Raw genomic sequence first — 16,033 nt, 5'->3', positions numbered from 1 at the left:
GAGGGGGGATCACGCATGCCATTTTGGTGGGAGCAAACGCCTGTTCAACTGCTTGCTACGGTCTCCCGGCCGTATCGCGGGGAAGTGTTGATCCCTTTTAGCGTAGACGAGGCGTATGCCCGGCTATGTTCACAGGAGCCGACGACTGCTCCTGTCATTCACTTGTGGCGGCATGAAAAAGCGATTGTTTTGGGCGCGCGTGATGCCAAGCTGCCGCATGCGGCTGAAGCTGTGCGACAGTTGGAGGCAGCGGGGTATCAGACCGCTGTCCGTCCATCAGGCGGGGCTGCCGTTCCGCTGGCGCCGGGAGTGATCAACTTGTCGCTGGTGATGCCTGTTGCCGCTTCTGATTTGAATCCCGAGCCGTTTTTTCTGCGGATGGTGGAGTTGATCCGGGCGACGTTGGGCGACGACGGAGCGAAAATGAGCAGCGGTGAAGTAGAAGGGGCTTATTGTCCGGGCACTTACGATCTCGCCATTGAAGGATATAAATTTTGCGGGATCGCCCAGCGGCGTTTGACTCGGGCGGTTGCGGTCCAGGCGTTCATCAATGTCGAAGGCTGCGGGCGCACGTACGAAGAGATCATCCAGTCTTTTTACGAAAAGGCAGCTATGGGCGCTCCCGGCGAGCAGTTTCCGCAAGTACAGCCGGGGCGGATGGCAAGCTTGTCCGAGCTGGGAGTGCTCGGGGGAGTGGCAGAGTTTGTCCTGCGCTTGCAGGAACTGCTGCACGCACACGCGGAGTCATCTGTTGCGGTGCTGGATGCTTGTCCAGACTCGCTTGCGCAAGAGGCGAAGAGTGCGCTCGAGCTGTTAAAAGGAAGGCAGCGCCAACTGGTCGGTTCTTAAAAAGAACCGGCTTTTTTTGTGCGTGAAAATCGGTTCGGCTTTTTCATGAAAAACGTATGAAAGCTCATGAACGCGGATGTACCTTTTCGCGTGCAATCACACGGTCATGACGGCTGGATCGTATCTGTACAGTCGGGAAACCGATCTCAAGTGAGCCTTCGCTCCACAAGCTGCTGTGAGAAAAAATGAGACAAAACGGGACGATGTCTCAATTTGTACTACCTGGTGCCGACAGTCCAAGCAGAAAAAGCCGCAAAACCGCGCAGTTGCTGGCTGGCACAGAGATTGCACATAAGAAAAGGGCAAGAGCGATCGACCGGGTCGTTCCAAACAAGTCACGATGGAGGAGGCGTATCTGATGAAAGTAATCCAGGCGGAAGAACAGGTGCTGTCCCGTGAACAGGCGAAATGGATGTACCGCAAAATGCTGGAGATTCGCAAGTTCGAGGACGCTGTTCACGTATTGTTCGGACAAGGCAAGCTGCCGGGGTTTGTCCACTTGTATGCAGGGGAGGAAGCGATTGCGGTGGGGCTTGGCGTCCATCTGAACCAGCAGGACAGCATCACCAGCACACATCGCGGCCACGGCCACTGCATTGCCAAGGAATGCGACTTGAATGGAATGATGGCAGAGATATACGGAAAAGCGACTGGCTTGTGCAAAGGAAAGGGAGGCTCCATGCACATCGCTGACCTGGACAAAGGCATGCTGGGCGCGAACGGGATCGTCGGAGGCGGTTTCCCGCTGGCATGCGGCTCTGCCTTGACCGCCAAGCTGAAAAAGACCAATGCGGTCAGCGTTTGTTTCTTCGGAGACGGAGCCAACAACCAGGGCACCTTCCACGAAGGCTTGAATTTGGCGGCAATCTGGAAGCTTCCCGTCGTATTTGTAGCGGAAAACAATGGCTACGGAGAGGCGACGCCGTTTACATACGCCTCCAGCTGCACACATATCGCTGATCGTGCAAGCGGTTACAATATGCCGGGAGTGCGCGTGGACGGAAAAGATGTGCTGGCTGTTTACCAGGCGGCCGAAGAAGCGGTTGCCCGTGCGCGGCGGGGCGAGGGGCCGACTTTGATCGAATGTGTGACCTACCGCAACTACGGCCATTTTGAAGGGGATGCGCAGAAATACAAAAAAGAGATCGACAAACAGGAGCATCTCAATGAAAAGGATGCGATCACTTCTTTCCGCAATCATTTGACGACATCGCAAACCATGTCTGACACAGAGCTGACAGAAATCGAGCAAGCCGTAGACAGTGCGATCCAGGAAGCGATCCGCTTCGCCGAGGAAAGTCCGTATCCGAGTGCAAGCGAACTGCTGACTGACGTCTACGTGTCGTACTAAGAGAGGGGGATGGAGGACATGACGAGAAAAATCAGCTTTTCCGCAGCGGTTAATGAAGCGATGAAACTGGCGATGAGAGCCGATGAAAACGTGATTTTGCTGGGCGAGGATGTGGCTGGCGGGGCGCAAGTCGACCATTTGCAGGACGATGAGGCGTGGGGCGGCGTACTTGGCGTGACCAAAGGGCTTGTGCAGGAATTTGGCCGCGAGCGCGTTCTGGATACGCCGATTACCGAAGCTGGCTACATCGGCGCTGCGATGGCAGCGGCGGCAACAGGCATGAGGCCGATTGCCGAGCTGATGTTCAACGATTTTATCGGCAGCTGTCTCGACATGGTGATGAACCAGGGGGCGAAATTCCGCTACATGTTTGGCGGCAAGGCACAGGTGCCGATCACGATCCGCACGATGCACGGAGCAGGCTTCCGTGCGGCAGCACAGCACTCGCAGAGCCTTTACGCCATGTTCACGCACATCCCCGGCATCAAGGTGGTTGTGCCGTCCACACCTTATGAGGCAAAAGGCTTGCTGCTTGCCGCCATCGAGGACAACGATCCCGTCATTTTCTTCGAGGACAAGACGTTGTACAACACGACAGGAGAAGTTCCGGAAGAATATTACACCATTCCGCTCGGTGTTGCGGATATCAAGCGTGCGGGCAGCGACCTGACGATTGTCGCCATTGGCAAGCAAGTTCAGACGGCGCTTGCGGCAGCCGAGCAATTGGCGAAAAAAGGAATCGAGGTCGAGGTGGTCGATCCGCGCACGCTGTCACCGCTCGATGAGGATACGATTCTCGCCTCTGTCGCCAAAACGAATCGCCTGATTGTGATCGACGAAGCGAATCCGCGGTGCAGCATCGCAACCGATATCGCCGCGTTAGTCGCCGACAAAGGCTTTGATACGCTGGATGCACCAATCAAGCGGATTACTGCGCCGCATACACCTGTTCCGTTTTCTCCGGTGCTGGAAGATTTGTATCTCCCATCGCCGCAAAAGGTCATTCAGGTCGTGTCGGAAATGATCGGAGACGAATCGATCACGGTCGTTTCCTGATCGACTGGGAGCACTCGGCGTCGGCAGCAGCTAATGCCGGGTGCTTTTCGCGCTGAAAAGGGACAGACAAAATAGGAGAGGAGAGAGCGGGATGGCAGAAAATATCATCATGCCCAAGCTGGGAATGGCGATGGTGGAAGGAACGGTGATCGCCTGGAAAAAACGGGAGGGCGAGGCGGTCAAAAAAGGAGAGGGCATCGTCGATATCAGCTCGGAAAAAATTGAAATGGAAGTAGAGGCTGCAGCAGATGGCGTACTGCTGAAAATTGAAGTTCCCGCGGGTGGCGTCGTTCCTTATGGCACCGTGCTGGGGGTAATCGGGCAGCCTGGCGAATTGGCAGCCACTCCTGCGGTCGTTGCCGAGGCGCACGCCAAAGCCGAATCGGCTGCAACGCTGGCGACCGCTGACGGACAGAGCGCTGCGACAGGTACGAGTGCAGGTGCATCCATAGCCGCGACAGCTGTTCTGGAACGCCCGCGCGATGGCGTGAAAATTTCTCCTGTAGCTCGCAAAATCGCCGAGGAAGCAGGGTTTGACTTCACCACGATTGCCGGGACAGGGCCGCAAGGAAGAATCACCAAGGAAGATGTAGAGCGCGCGATCAAGGCTGCACAGGAAACCGCAGCCCCGGCACAGGCAGCTCCCGTAGCTATCGCAGTAGAAACAACCGACCGCGCAGCGGAAAGCCAGCCGGAACGCATCCCTGTCGCTGGCATGCGCAAGGTGATTGCCGAGCGAATGTATCAGAGCCTCCAGCAGAGCGCCCAGCTGACCATCACGATGCAGGCGGATATTACAGAGCTTTTGCAGCTAAAAGAGAAGCTCTCGCCGGAAATCGAGAGCCGCTATCAGCTCAAGCCGTCTGTCACGGACTGGATTGCCCGAGCAGTAGTCTTGGCGCTTGCCAAGCACAAGCAAATGAACAGCGCGCTTCTGGACGACCGGATCGAGCTGTATGACGACATTCATTTGGGTGTGGCGGTAGCCCTCGACAAAGGTCTGGTCGTCCCGGTCGTCCGCCACGCCGGACAAATGACGCTGGTGGAGCTGTCGCGCCAGCTGAAATCAGTGAGTGCGCGTGCCAAGCAAAATCAGCTCGCACCGGAAGAAATGAAAGGCTCGACTTTTACGATTACCAATCTCGGCAGCTACGGCGTAGACACGTTTACCCCTGTGTTGAACCCGCCGGAAACCGGAATATTGGGCATTGGCGCGGCAAAAGACACTCCCGTGTTCGTCGGTGACGAGTTGCAGCGGCGAAGCCTTTTGCCACTCTCGCTGACTTTTGATCATCGCGTACTCGACGGCGCTCCGGCAGCGGCGTTCCTGGCGACAGTCCGGTCTTATCTGGAAGCGCCGCACAGTCTGCTGATCTAGGAGGGAAGAGCATGTACGATATCGCGATCATCGGCGGAGGCCCTGCGGGTTACGTAGCTGCCATCACAGCGGCGCGTGCCGGGAAACAGGTTGTGTTAATCGAGAAAAAGGAACTCGGCGGCACTTGCCTGAACGAAGGCTGCATGCCGACAAAAGCGCTGCTGGAGTGTGCAGACACGTATCAGCACGTGCTTCATGCCGAGCGCTTTGGCATCGAAAATGCTGCTGACCATGTACAGGTCAATTGGGCAAAAATCAACGCCTACAAACAAAGCATCGTGCAAAAGCTGACCGGCGGCGTGCACTATTTGATGAAGCGCAATCAGGTACAAGTGATACGCGGCAGCGCAGCCTTTGAAAATGAGCGTGCGCTCCTGGTAGAGACAGCCAACGGCACGAGCAAAATCGAAGCAGAGAAGTTCATCGTAACGACGGGGGCGGAGCCGATCGCCCTGCCTTTTGCCCCATTCGATGGCGAATGGATTATGCACAGCAGCCATTTCCTGTCGCTGGAGACACCTCCGCCTGTGCTCGTAATCGTAGGCGGGGGAGTGATCGGCTGCGAGTTCGCTTCCGTATACAGCAGGCTGGGGAGCCAGGTGGTCATAGCGGAGATGGCTGAGCAGCTGTTGCCGGGAGAAGACCCGGACATTGCGGCGTTTCTGGAACGAAGCCTGAAACAGCAAGGAGTGCAGATTCATCTTTCCAGCAGTGTCGAGGCGCTCGATCGCACGACGCGGACGGCGCGCATCCGCACACCCGAAGGAACGGCGGAAATAAAGGCCGATGCTGTGCTGGTTGCGATCGGAAGGAAGCCGCGTTTGGACGGATTGCTGCTTGAGCGGGCAGGAGTCAAAGCTACAGCGCGTGGGATAGAGGTAAACGAGCAAATGCAGACAAGCCAGCCGCATATTTTCGCGGCGGGTGACGCTTGCGGTGGCATCCAGCTTGCCCACGTGGCCTTTCATGAAGGCGAAGTCGCTGCCCGCAACGCATGCGGGGAAGAAGCCATGCTTAACCTGCGCGCGGTGCCGCGCTGCATCTATACGTCGCCAGAGGTCGCTTCCGTCGGATTGACCGAGCGTCAGGCCAGGGAGAAATACGCTGGGCTGCTCGTGGGCGAGTTTCCTTTTTCAGCGAACGGCAAAGCGATGATTTTGCAAGAGACAGCGGGAAAAGTAAAAGTGCTGGTGGAGCCGACGTATCACGAGATCGTAGGAATTACGCTGGTTGGGGCGCGGGCAACGGAACTGATCGGCCAGGCCGCGCTCATGATGCATGCCGAAATGACCGCCGACGCGATGGAAAACTTTATCGCGCCGCATCCGACACTATCAGAGATTTTGACAGAAGCCGTACGCGGTGCGCTCGGGCACGCCATTCATGGCTAATGGGTCAGGGAGCAATTATGCCTCCACCATGCAGGAAAGCTCATCCTATGTTAAAATGAGCCGTAATTGGATGGAGGTATGAAATGCATGAGTAAATTGCCAAATTGCCCAAAATGTAATTCCGAGTACACGTACGAAGACGGAAGCATGCTCATCTGCCCGGAGTGCAGCCACGAGTGGTCACTGCAAGGGGATGCCGAGGATAGCGGAGAAAAAGTCATCAAGGATGCAAACGGAAACGTCTTGCAAGACGGCGATACCGTAACAGTCATCAAAGATTTGAAGGTAAAAGGCACTTCCCTGGTAGTGAAAATCGGGACGAAAGTAAAAAACATTCGCCTCGTTGACGGCGACCACGATATTGACTGCAAAATCGACGGCTTCGGCGCGATGAAGCTGAAATCCGAGTTTGTGAAAAAAGTATAGAGATTGCCAGGCCAGCTTCCGTGGGGGAGCTGGTTTTTTCATTCTTGTTTGCGGGAGGCACTATGATTCGCTAAAATACACGTATGCATTTCCAATAATAGGATGATTTCAGCGATTTCATCAGAAGTGATGAGGTGAGTGTCGATGCAATTTCTTGATGCCAACAAGCAATGGACGCCAGAATTTATGCAATATATCGAGCAAACAGCGAAGCCATCTGTCAAGTTAACGCTCTCCAAAGAGCCTGCGACGATAACCGACAGCAAAGTGGGAGGAACGCCGTGGCTGCCTCCGCAGCTCGCGATCCCGCAGGACGAAGACGGAAGAGATTATTTGTTCATCGCGCAAATCAATTGGGCACAGATGCCACCGCTGGAAGGGTATCCGACGAGTGGACTTACCAGCTTTTTTGTAAAACAGGACGATACTTTCGGCTTGCTCGACCAGGCTTTTCACGTCTGGCATTTTCCTGACGTGATCGACTCGGAGCAGATCGATCCATATCAGCCCGAAGACCCCGACTTGTACAGTCCCGTTTTGGGCGGCCCGTACAAGCTGACGGGCAAGCTGGAAAAACAGCTGATTCCTTACAAAAATCACAGGGCAGATCAGTACCAGCTCCCTACCGATCAGGATGAAGTGGCCTATTCGAAATACTGGGATTTGACAGATGCAAGCGGGTCGCGGATCGGAGGCTACCCTTACTTTTCGCAGGACGATGTCAGAGAAGAAGAAATGGAGCTGCTCTTTCAGCTGGATATGGAAGGCGATCACAAGAGTTACTACGTTTCTTGGGGCGACAGCGGGGTAGCGAACTTTTTCATTCGCAAGCAAGATTTGCTTCGCTTGGATTTTTCCCAAGTTTTTTATACGTGGGATTGCTTGTAATTATTTTGACCAAAAGGGGTGAGCACGCAATGGTGCGTATAGCGGATGTTCAGACTTTGATTCAGGAAGCGAAAAAAACAAGATTCAAATACTTGCTGTTCTGGGGCCACACACCAAAGCAGCAGGGCGTTGTCGATAAAGCGTGCTTCAGCCAGTGGTATCCGGCTGCTTTCGAGGAGGATGGCGTCCGCTACTTGACGGCAGAGCACTACATGATGGCAAAAAAGGCGGAGCTGTTTGGCGATCATGCAGTACGTGAGGAAATTCTCCGCGCACAGCATCCGAAGCAAGCGAAAACATTGGGACGAAAAGTTCGCTCCTTCGATGAAAAAATTTGGGATGCGCACAAAAGCGAGATCGTCCGCCAGGCGAACCTGCTCAAATTCGCGCAACATCCCGATTTGAAACAGTTTTTGTTGAATACACAGGACCGGGTTCTGGTTGAAGCAAGTCCGTACGATCGAATTTGGGGAATTGGTCTGGGGGCGGATCATCCACATGCAGAGCGTCCCGAGCATTGGCGCGGTGAAAATTTGCTCGGTTTTGCGCTGATGGAAGCAAGAGAACAGCTGCGGTCGTGATCAGCCTTCGGGAAGGAGCAGGGGCATGCGAATTACAAAAATGGCGCAGGAACCGATCGAGCAATTCCCCTACCTGACAGCGGGAGCGGGCGACAAAGGAGTCATCCAAAGCTGGCTGCCGATTTATTTGGGGGAAATGGCTGAGATGCCAGATTGGTGCGATGCCGTTATCGTGACATCTGATTTGCAGGGGGTGACGGAATCTGACGAGCATGAGCAAGTGTTGCTGGGAGAAGTGCTGCCAGCCTTTGTTTCGCTGTTGCTGCAAGTCGAGAAGCCGTCGGTACGTTCGGAGCGCACGCTAGTATTGCTGTGCGGCGATTTGTACGCCGATCCGCTAAAAAGGGGAAGCAGCGGCGATCCACTCTCCGTGTGGACTGCTTTTCGCCAAGAGTTCGGGCATGTAGTCGGTGTGGCGGGCAATCACGATTTGTTTGAAGCAGATTCTATCGGGAAGCTGCGCAATATGGAGCGGGTCACGCTCATTTCTGAACCGGAAATCGTACTGGCGAATCAGCTTCGCATCGCGGGTTTGGGAGGAATTATTGGCCGTTCGGACAAAGCGAATCGCCGGGATTTGCCGTCATTTTTGCAATCGCTTGCGGCGCTGCTGCGAAAGGAGCCGGATGTGTTGCTGTTGCACCAGGGGCCAGACGAGCCTGCTCTGGGGCTTCCGGGAGTGGCGGAAATCAGAACGAAGCTGCAACAGCACGCTCCTACGCTGGTTTGCTGCGGACATGTGCATTGGGCGGAGCATTTGGTCGAGTGGACACAAGGGACGCAAGTATTGAATGCGGATGGGAAATTGTTTGTGTTTACGAGGGCAAACGAAAAAAGTGATTGAGCAAGGTTTCCCGTTGCCAACCACTTTTTTCAATTGGAACGGTTTAGGAAAGTCAGAACAGCTACGACAAACATAGCTTGTTCAGCTTTTTGGCGTTACTTCGCGGAAGAAGCAGCAACGCGCAACTGCTCATTTTTCATCAGAAGAGTAGAGAAGTTTTGAACAGAGGCAGAGAAAGGCTTTTTGCCACCTTTACTTTTAAAAGTTGGGACCATAACCATCACGTAGTCCTCCTTTCCTATGGTATGGGAATATCTTCTATAGGATAGCATTTAAGTTTCTTTACCGTCAATTGGCTGTTTGGTCATGCCCAAATAGGCGACAAGTCGGGATAGCTCCACTCTGTAGATGTTTTCCTGACCAAAATGCCCCTCTTGCTCACCGACAACCTGCGCGAATTTGGAATAAAGCCGATTCAGGTAGTCATCTTCACAACGCGCACAAAACTCAACATATCGCGCTTGATGATTGACGGCTTGAATCTGCTCTGCGAGATAGCGAAACCCCCGCAAAAACACTCTGCTGCTTCGATAGTCCAGGGAGACGAAGACAGAGTGGATGAAAGCAGTCTCCCCGTCTGGAGCTGCTTCCCGCTCCGCATTCATGAATTGATAATGCCCCCAGCCAATCACTTTGGTCGACCCCTCCTCGATCAAAATGACTTGCGAGTCGGAAAGAAAACCAAGGAGATGGATGAGAGAGTCGGCGAGCGAAAAGGACGGGCTGAATGCATGACGGTTTTGCAGAAAAAAGAGCGTAAACCTGGCGTAGTCAAGATCGCTGTTACAGCTTCTAAATTGGACGAGCATCCCGTTCCCCTCCTGCTATTTTTTTCGTTCCAGTATGATTTGTCTGACATGGGCATCAATCTCAGGATGTTTGGTCAGGATGTAGAGCAATACTTTGCGTTGCAGCGTCAAACATACGCAAGGCGCAAGGGCCGTCACGGTTGCTGTCCGGGGAACATCCTCCAGGAGAGCGATTTCGCCAAAATGGTCGCCATCTTCCAGAACGGCAAGCCGGATGCGGCCTGACTTGGCCTCGCCAGACTGTTTGCTGACTTCGACACGCCCCCGGGCGATCAGGTAGAACTTTTCACCTGTCTCGCCTTCCGTGATGATCGGCTGTCCGGCTGCGAACGTCTCTGTGTTGAACAGATGGGAAATATCAGCCAGTACGTCGGAACCGACACCGCGGAAAAACGGGAGCATGGACAAGCGCGCCGGATCGATGGTTGCTTCCTGGCCGCTATCCGAGATGGACAAGCCGCTTTGCTTGTCCCACAGCTCTTTGTAGTACCCGTCTTTTGCCAGAAGCTGCATGTGGCTGCCAGCGTCGACGAGCCTGCCTTGTTCAAACACAAAAATTTGATCGACTCCCGTGATGGAAGCGAGGCGGTGTGTGACGGTAATGACTGTCCGATCGCGGGCCAGCCGTTCAAATGTCCGGTTAATCGCCGCTTCCGCTATCGGATCGAGGGCAGAAGTCGCTTCATCGAGCAAAAGCAGTCGCGGATTGCGCAAAATCGCGCGGGCAATCGCCAAGCGTTGCCGTTGACCGCCTGAAAAATTGCTGCCTTCGTCCAACACCATCGTGTCGTACTGATCGGGCAGCGTCATGATGAAATCATGAATTTCCGCCTGTTTGGCGGCTTCGACGATTTCCTGCTGCGTTGCATCCGGTTTGCCGAGCCGAATATTTTCAAGCAGCGACCCGTGAAACAAAAAATGATCCTGCAAAACAATGCCGAGTTGTTCACGGTATGAGCCGCGGTTTAACGATTGCAAGTTTTGACCGTTTAGCCGGATCGCTCCGGAATCAGGCTCGTAAAAGCCGAGCAAAAGCTGGAGCATCGTGCTTTTCCCTGAACCGCTGGCACCGACAAAGGCAGCTTTCGTCCCTGCGGGGATGTGCAGGGTAACATCGCGGATCACCGGATGATCGGCTTGGTAGCCAAACGTAACACCATCTACAGTCACGTCCGGCACAAGACTTGGGAGCGGCGGAGCGTGCGGGTTGTCGAAAGCTTCGCGCTGCTCCGAAAACACTTTTTGGATGCGCTCCATGCTGACTTGCGCATCCGTAATGATCGGGAGTGTAAAAGTCAGGTTAAACACAGCGTTGCCCATCGATGTATACATGGTGAAGAAAGCGACGAGCGAACCGATTGTAATATGGCCTTTGAGGGCGAGATAGGAGCCGAAGCCAATAATCGTGAAGTTGATCAGCAACAGACTGACCATCGGGAGCCGTTCCAATTGCGCGTTCATCATATTTTTGCGGTAGCTGCTGATCAATAGCGACTGGAGCCTCGTGTTGAACTTGGCGATCATGGCTTGCTGCAGGTTGAAGCCTTTGATGACTTTTTGCGCCTTCATGTTTTCCTGCACGTCGCTGGTCAGTGCGGTCAGAAGCTCTTTGTGAGCGGAGTTGATCGCTTGGGCGCGCTTGCCAAGCAAATACGGTCCGAGAAAAATCACGATTGCTCCTGCCAAAATGCACAAGGCAAGCGTCCATTCGAGATAAAACAGGACAATCGTGCTGATGATGACAACCGCGAGAGACTGCAACCCTGTCGTGAACAGGACGCCTATAGCTCCTTCGATGGCGGGGAGATCCACGGAAAAATGCGAAACCAAATCACCGGAGCGGGACTTTTGATAGAAGCCGATCGGCAGATGCTGCATGTGAGCGAACAGCTTTTTTCGCAAATCATTTTGCACACGGGCATTCAGTTTGGCGAGGGCGTAGTCACTGACTACTCCTGCGGCAAGGCAGATGACACCCGTGATGCCGAGCACGAGCATGATCAAGCTGAAAAAGCTCATATCTTTTGGCTCAATCGCTTTGTCGATAATGATTTTGAAACTGAGGGGAGCAAAAGATATGAAAGCGAGGTCAAGAGCGAGCGTGAGGAAAAACAAAGTGGCCAACAACTTGTGGGGACGTATGTAGCCCAGTAAGTTTTTGAGAACAGCCAGCATGGTAACGTCTCCTTCTATGAGTTGAAAAGCGCCGTTTGACGGAATTGGGAAGCATAGCTTTGCCACTCGGAAAAAGAAGCCCGATACTCATCGAGCGGACCAGAGTCCGTTTCCAGGCTGGCAGTGAGCGAGGATATTTTGCTGAACAGCCTGCGCAAAGAGTCGTCGGAAGGGGCAAAAAATCGGAACTCCTGTACCTGTTCCTCGCCATGGGCAAGGTACTGCGTGAAATACTGTAAGGCGTACAGAAACAAACGAGTGCAGCGGTGCTCTTCTGCGATGCAGGCAACTTGGATTTGGACAATATGCCGATCTTCGTACTGGTGTTCACCTGTTCCGCGAATGTACGAAAATGCCCCGATCACCTGATTGTCCTCGTTGCAAATGAGAAAAGCAGCTTCCCCCATGAGCAGAGGGCTGGCAAGGAAGCTCAGCGTAACGGGGAAAGGGTAAGGCAGGCGAATATGCGCGTAATTTTCCAACAAAAATGCCAAATAGGCATCGTAATCCAATTCAGAAGAACAGACGGAAAAGGAGTAGTTCATTTGCTCCAATGCGCCTCCTTGGTTATGTCATTGGTTAAGAATACCGTATTTTGTACGCATGGTAAATTGGTCTGATCACAGAAGCGCTGACCATCTGTCGTTCTTTTTGCAAATTTTGACGCAGATAAAAAGGAATTAGGAGGAAAGGCGCAGAATATTCGATTACCACGATTTTCCCATCCAGCTATCCCGCCTGTTTTCCCATCCAACATGTCGCATCCCATGAAGTGAGGTTACTGCATTGATCAAAGACGTTGTGAGTCGTTTGTTCACGCATGGACAAACGAAGATCGAAGGGCCGCTTTTCCGGCAAGTTTTGCTGCTGACGCTTTTTTACACGCTCATCATGATGGCGACTGTCATCGGGACAACTACGGCAGACACGCTGTTTTTGAGTCACTACGACACGAAGCAGCTTAGCTACATGTATTTGTATATTACGATAGCGGTTGTGATCGCGGGTATCCTTTTCCAGAAGCTTTCCGAACGAATGCCGGCGCATCGCTTGCTGAATCAATCGATTTTGTATGTCGGTCTGTTCAGTGTTTTGACGGGACTGGCGTTGAAAACAGGAGCCGCGTGGATTTATCCGGTGATGTTCGTGGGGTATGAAGCGAACAGTGTGTTGGTTACGATGGCATTTTTTACGTTTATGGCATCCGTACTTGATGCGAGGCAAGCAAAGCTCCACATCGGCACCGTGGCAGCCGGTGGTGTCGGCGGTGCGATTGTCGGTGGCTTCGTGACCAGTACCATGGCTCCCCTGATCGGCACCGAACAACTGGTTTACGTCTTCGCAGCCCTTGTCTTGTCCGGTTTGTGGTTTGTCAGACGACTTTCTGCGGCATATGATACGCATGAAAAGCTCACTCCTCCTGATAGCCCTCCTGGAAATGATCAAGCACCAGACCACCCTCAAGGAAATTTGTTCAAACAAATCCCCATTCTCAAATACATTGCTGTCATCATCGGGACGATATCCGTCGCCATTACCCTTAGCGATTATCAGTTTAAAATGACGTTGGCGCAAAGTTTGACAGAAGAAGAGCTGGCCCGGTTTCTCGGCCAATTTTACAGTGTAGCTGGCATCATCTCTTTCATCTTTCAGATTTTTATCTCGACTCGTCTGCTTACCCGTTATGGAATTGTCCCGTCTTTTCTTGTCATGCCGCTTTGCATGCTGACAAGCTCAGTTGCCTTCTGGTTTGCGCCCGTTCTCGCCGTCGCCGTTGTCATGAAAGGCAGCTACAGGGCTTTTGCCGAGACGATTCACCAATCAGTCAGCGAGCTGATGTACTTTCCGATTCCGGCTCATTTGCGGGGCAGGGCAAAAGGACTGGTCAACGGCGTGATCGACTACGGGATGAGCGGTGTGGCAGCCATCTTGCTCATCGTTTTGGCAGACCGCATCAGCTTGACCAGTTTCAGCTTCATCACGGTGCCCATGCTTGCTGTCGCTGTCATCGCCATTTTTCCCGTGAAAAAAGAATACGTGCACATGCTGCTCGCTACTTTGCGCACCAGACAGGAAGCGGCGGAGCTTGACTTGTCCGTGTTGCAGGCTCCGTATCTCATCAAGGTGATGGAGGATCGCAGCAAAGAGACGTCTGACATGGAGCGGCTGCAAGCATTCCGACTGTTGGCGCGGCTTCCGGGGATTTCGCTGACACGGCATCTGGAAGCGCTTTTGCGGGAAGCTCCGCCCGTGCTGCAAATCGAAGTGTTGCAGTATATCGAGCAAGAGAGAGTACCTTCCTGGAAACCGTATGTGTTCCCTTTGCTCCACGCGGAGAATCGCCAACTGCGCGCGCAAGCTATTCAAACATTTGCGGCATATGCCGATCAAAGTGAAAAAAGAGTGTTGCTGGATTGTTTGCACGACCCTGCCATGGAGATTCAGTTTGCCGCCATTTATGGACTGCTCAAGTATTTTGGCCCGGATGAACAGCTGTACGCTTCGCTCCAGAGCTTGCTGCACGATGTCAGCCCATCTGTGCGGCGCCTTGCACTGGCAACAGCGGGTAAACTGGCCGATGAGCGCTTGCTCCCGGATCTTTTCCAGCAGCTTGCGAACTCCGGATTGAAAAAAGAGGCGCTCGCCGCTTTGTCCGGGTTTCCGGTGGAGACGTTGCTTATGCAGCTTCAAGCCGAATGGGACCGACCGGAAGCCGACGAGACAATCTCCCATTTCACTGCGCGAATCGTAGGACAGCAGGCTGATGCAAAGACGTACCCATTTTTACTGCAAGCGTATGAAAAGGCACCGACGAGCATCCGAAGCGAGATCGCAGATGTGCTGGTCAAGCTGAAGACGGAGGAGCCGCAGGACAGTCAGCGGCTTGCGGGGTTGCTTGAATTGGAAGTGCGGCATGCCCACAATGGACTGCGCGCCTTGCAGGAGCTGAGTCCGCATCCAGACACGGCATTGGTTATGGATGCTTTGCAATACGAAATAGAAGTGAGCATGAAAAATATGTTTGCCTTGCTGGCGCTGCATTACGAGAGAAGATCGATGGAAATGATCCGGTTCAATCTGGAAAGCGGCGACGAGCGGCAAAAGGCAAATGCACTGGAAGCGCTGGATCAATGGCTGTCCAATCAACTGCGTGCGCTAATATTGCCTGTTGTTCTCGCGAAGTACGACAAGCAGTCGATGCTCAAAAAGGCAGATGCGCATGTATGGCAGTCTCTTTTTGCAAAAGGAGATGCTTGGTTGCAGACTTGCCTGACTTATTTGTCCCATGCGGATCGATCCTTCGTCTGGCAGAGCGAAAGAGACTTGACCGAGGAGGAGCACAAACGGCTGACCATCGTGGGCTTCCTCAAACGAACAGGCTCATTCTCCGATTTGCCAGGCGGCATATTGGCAAAGCTGGCTGCGCGCATGTCTCATCGCGATGTGGAAAACGGCACGGCGATCATTCGCCAGGGCGAAATGGGGCAGGCGATGTACTTGCTGCTTCGGGGCGAGGTCGATGTCGTCAAAGATCACCGCGTCCTGCAGCATTTGCAGGAAGGCGAACTTTTTGGCGAGATGTCCCTGTTTGACAGGGAGGAACGCTCTGCCAGTGTAATCGCCGCTTCTCCGGTCACCATTGGCATGATTGACGAGGAAGAATTTGCGGATTTGCTGCACGGCAACATGGAGTTTGCCCTGCGCGTAGCGAGTGTGCTGAGCAGGCGCATCAGGGCGATGAATGAGACGGGCGGGGGGCGGAATTTGCAGAGCAGGGATGTTCCCGAATTACCCGATCAAGCCAGCCGGACGATTCCGGATGAAGCGGAGAGAGCTGCCCCATCATTGACAGAGAAGCTCATGGTTTTGTTCAAGGTAGATATGTTTGCCTCCTTGTCCCATAGCCAATTGGCAGCTTTGGCCGAAGGAACCGCAGAAGTGAGGTATCGCGCAGGTGAAACGATCGTCCATTACGGTGAGACGGGGGATGCCATGTACGGCATTATCGCGGGCAGCGTTCGTGTGGAGCGCGAAGGACGAGCGATTGCCGAGCTGCACCAGGGGGATGTTTTCGGCGAGATGGCTCTGTTGGAGCGTTCCCCGCGCTCGGCAACCGTAACAGCGCTGGAGGATGCGAGACTGGTGAAAATCAGTGATGAGCTGTTTTACGATTTTTGCCTGGAAGACGAGACGGTCATTACAACGATTATCGCGGCACTGGCGGCAAGACTTCGCCGGATGACCGCAGAAGCGGCAAGCGAAGGGGCAGATGTACGCTGAACAT

Annotated in this window: 14 protein-coding genes; 10 read left to right on the top strand and 4 right to left on the bottom strand. The window is 53.7% G+C overall.

Annotation, left to right across the window (positions count from 1 at the left end; translation table 11 throughout):
• Nucleotides 1-15: 15 nt before the first annotated feature.
• The 9 genes from DEP07_RS14860 (at nucleotide 16) to DEP07_RS14820 (ending at nucleotide 8,764) form a co-directional block, all read left to right on the top strand.
• On the top strand, nucleotides 16-849 hold the full coding sequence (locus tag DEP07_RS14860; protein WP_287102668.1) for a lipoyl protein ligase domain-containing protein: 834 nt from the start codon (nucleotides 16-18) through the stop codon (nucleotides 847-849).
• Nucleotides 850-1,207: 358 nt separating this feature from the next.
• Nucleotides 1,208-2,200: a thiamine pyrophosphate-dependent dehydrogenase E1 component subunit alpha gene (locus tag DEP07_RS14855; protein WP_217022013.1), complete on the top strand. Its 993-nt coding sequence runs from the start codon at nucleotides 1,208-1,210 to the stop codon at nucleotides 2,198-2,200.
• An 18-nt stretch (nucleotides 2,201-2,218) separates the two neighbouring features.
• Complete coding sequence (locus tag DEP07_RS14850; RefSeq protein WP_173597241.1) at nucleotides 2,219-3,256, top strand: alpha-ketoacid dehydrogenase subunit beta; 1,038 nt, start codon at nucleotides 2,219-2,221, stop codon at nucleotides 3,254-3,256.
• Between the two features lie 91 nt (nucleotides 3,257-3,347).
• Nucleotides 3,348-4,634, top strand: coding sequence for a dihydrolipoamide acetyltransferase family protein (locus DEP07_RS14845; protein ID WP_287102667.1), 1,287 nt, complete (start codon nucleotides 3,348-3,350; stop codon nucleotides 4,632-4,634).
• 11 nt (nucleotides 4,635-4,645) lie between these two features.
• Complete coding sequence (gene lpdA / locus DEP07_RS14840; RefSeq protein WP_287102666.1) at nucleotides 4,646-6,025, top strand: dihydrolipoyl dehydrogenase; 1,380 nt, start codon at nucleotides 4,646-4,648, stop codon at nucleotides 6,023-6,025.
• Nucleotides 6,026-6,112: 87 nt separating this feature from the next.
• On the top strand, nucleotides 6,113-6,451 hold the full coding sequence (locus DEP07_RS14835) for a zinc ribbon domain-containing protein YjdM (protein ID WP_122962323.1): 339 nt from the start codon (nucleotides 6,113-6,115) through the stop codon (nucleotides 6,449-6,451).
• 144 nt (nucleotides 6,452-6,595) lie between these two features.
• On the top strand, nucleotides 6,596-7,339 hold the full coding sequence (locus tag DEP07_RS14830) for a YwqG family protein (protein WP_287102665.1): 744 nt from the start codon (nucleotides 6,596-6,598) through the stop codon (nucleotides 7,337-7,339).
• 29 nt (nucleotides 7,340-7,368) lie between these two features.
• A complete protein-coding gene (locus DEP07_RS14825) occupies nucleotides 7,369-7,920 on the top strand; it encodes an NADAR family protein (protein ID WP_122962325.1) in 552 nt (183 codons plus the stop codon).
• Nucleotides 7,921-7,945: 25 nt separating this feature from the next.
• A complete protein-coding gene (locus DEP07_RS14820) occupies nucleotides 7,946-8,764 on the top strand; it encodes a metallophosphoesterase family protein (RefSeq protein WP_217022017.1) in 819 nt (272 codons plus the stop codon).
• Nucleotides 8,765-8,859: 95 nt separating this feature from the next.
• On the opposite strand, the gene DEP07_RS14815 is transcribed toward DEP07_RS14820, so the two are convergent.
• From DEP07_RS14815 to DEP07_RS14800, 4 genes are read right to left on the bottom strand one after another with little or no spacing between them, the layout of a single operon-like run.
• Nucleotides 8,860-8,988: a hypothetical protein gene (locus tag DEP07_RS14815; protein WP_267901855.1), complete on the bottom strand. Its 129-nt coding sequence runs from the start codon at nucleotides 8,986-8,988 to the stop codon at nucleotides 8,860-8,862.
• 48 nt (nucleotides 8,989-9,036) lie between these two features.
• Nucleotides 9,037-9,573: a GNAT family N-acetyltransferase gene (locus DEP07_RS14810; protein ID WP_122962327.1), complete on the bottom strand. Its 537-nt coding sequence runs from the start codon at nucleotides 9,571-9,573 to the stop codon at nucleotides 9,037-9,039.
• Between the two features lie 15 nt (nucleotides 9,574-9,588).
• Nucleotides 9,589-11,748: an ABC transporter transmembrane domain-containing protein gene (locus DEP07_RS14805; RefSeq protein ID WP_287102664.1), complete on the bottom strand. Its 2,160-nt coding sequence runs from the start codon at nucleotides 11,746-11,748 to the stop codon at nucleotides 9,589-9,591.
• A 14-nt stretch (nucleotides 11,749-11,762) separates the two neighbouring features.
• Nucleotides 11,763-12,293, bottom strand: coding sequence for a hypothetical protein (locus DEP07_RS14800; protein WP_173597300.1), 531 nt, complete (start codon nucleotides 12,291-12,293; stop codon nucleotides 11,763-11,765).
• A 241-nt stretch (nucleotides 12,294-12,534) separates the two neighbouring features.
• Between DEP07_RS14800 and DEP07_RS14795 the strand changes: the two genes are divergently transcribed.
• Entirely contained in the window at nucleotides 12,535-16,029 is a 3,495-nt protein-coding gene (locus DEP07_RS14795) for a cyclic nucleotide-binding domain-containing protein (protein ID WP_274874598.1), read from the top strand.
• Nucleotides 16,030-16,033: the final 4 nt, after the last annotated feature.

It is taken from the genome of Brevibacillus sp. (assembly GCF_003521185.1).
In the GTDB taxonomy this organism is placed as follows: domain Bacteria; phylum Bacillota; class Bacilli; order Brevibacillales; family Brevibacillaceae; genus Brevibacillus; species Brevibacillus parabrevis.
Note: the sequence above shows the minus strand (reverse complement) of the source record. Positions and strands in the feature narration are given on the sequence as shown.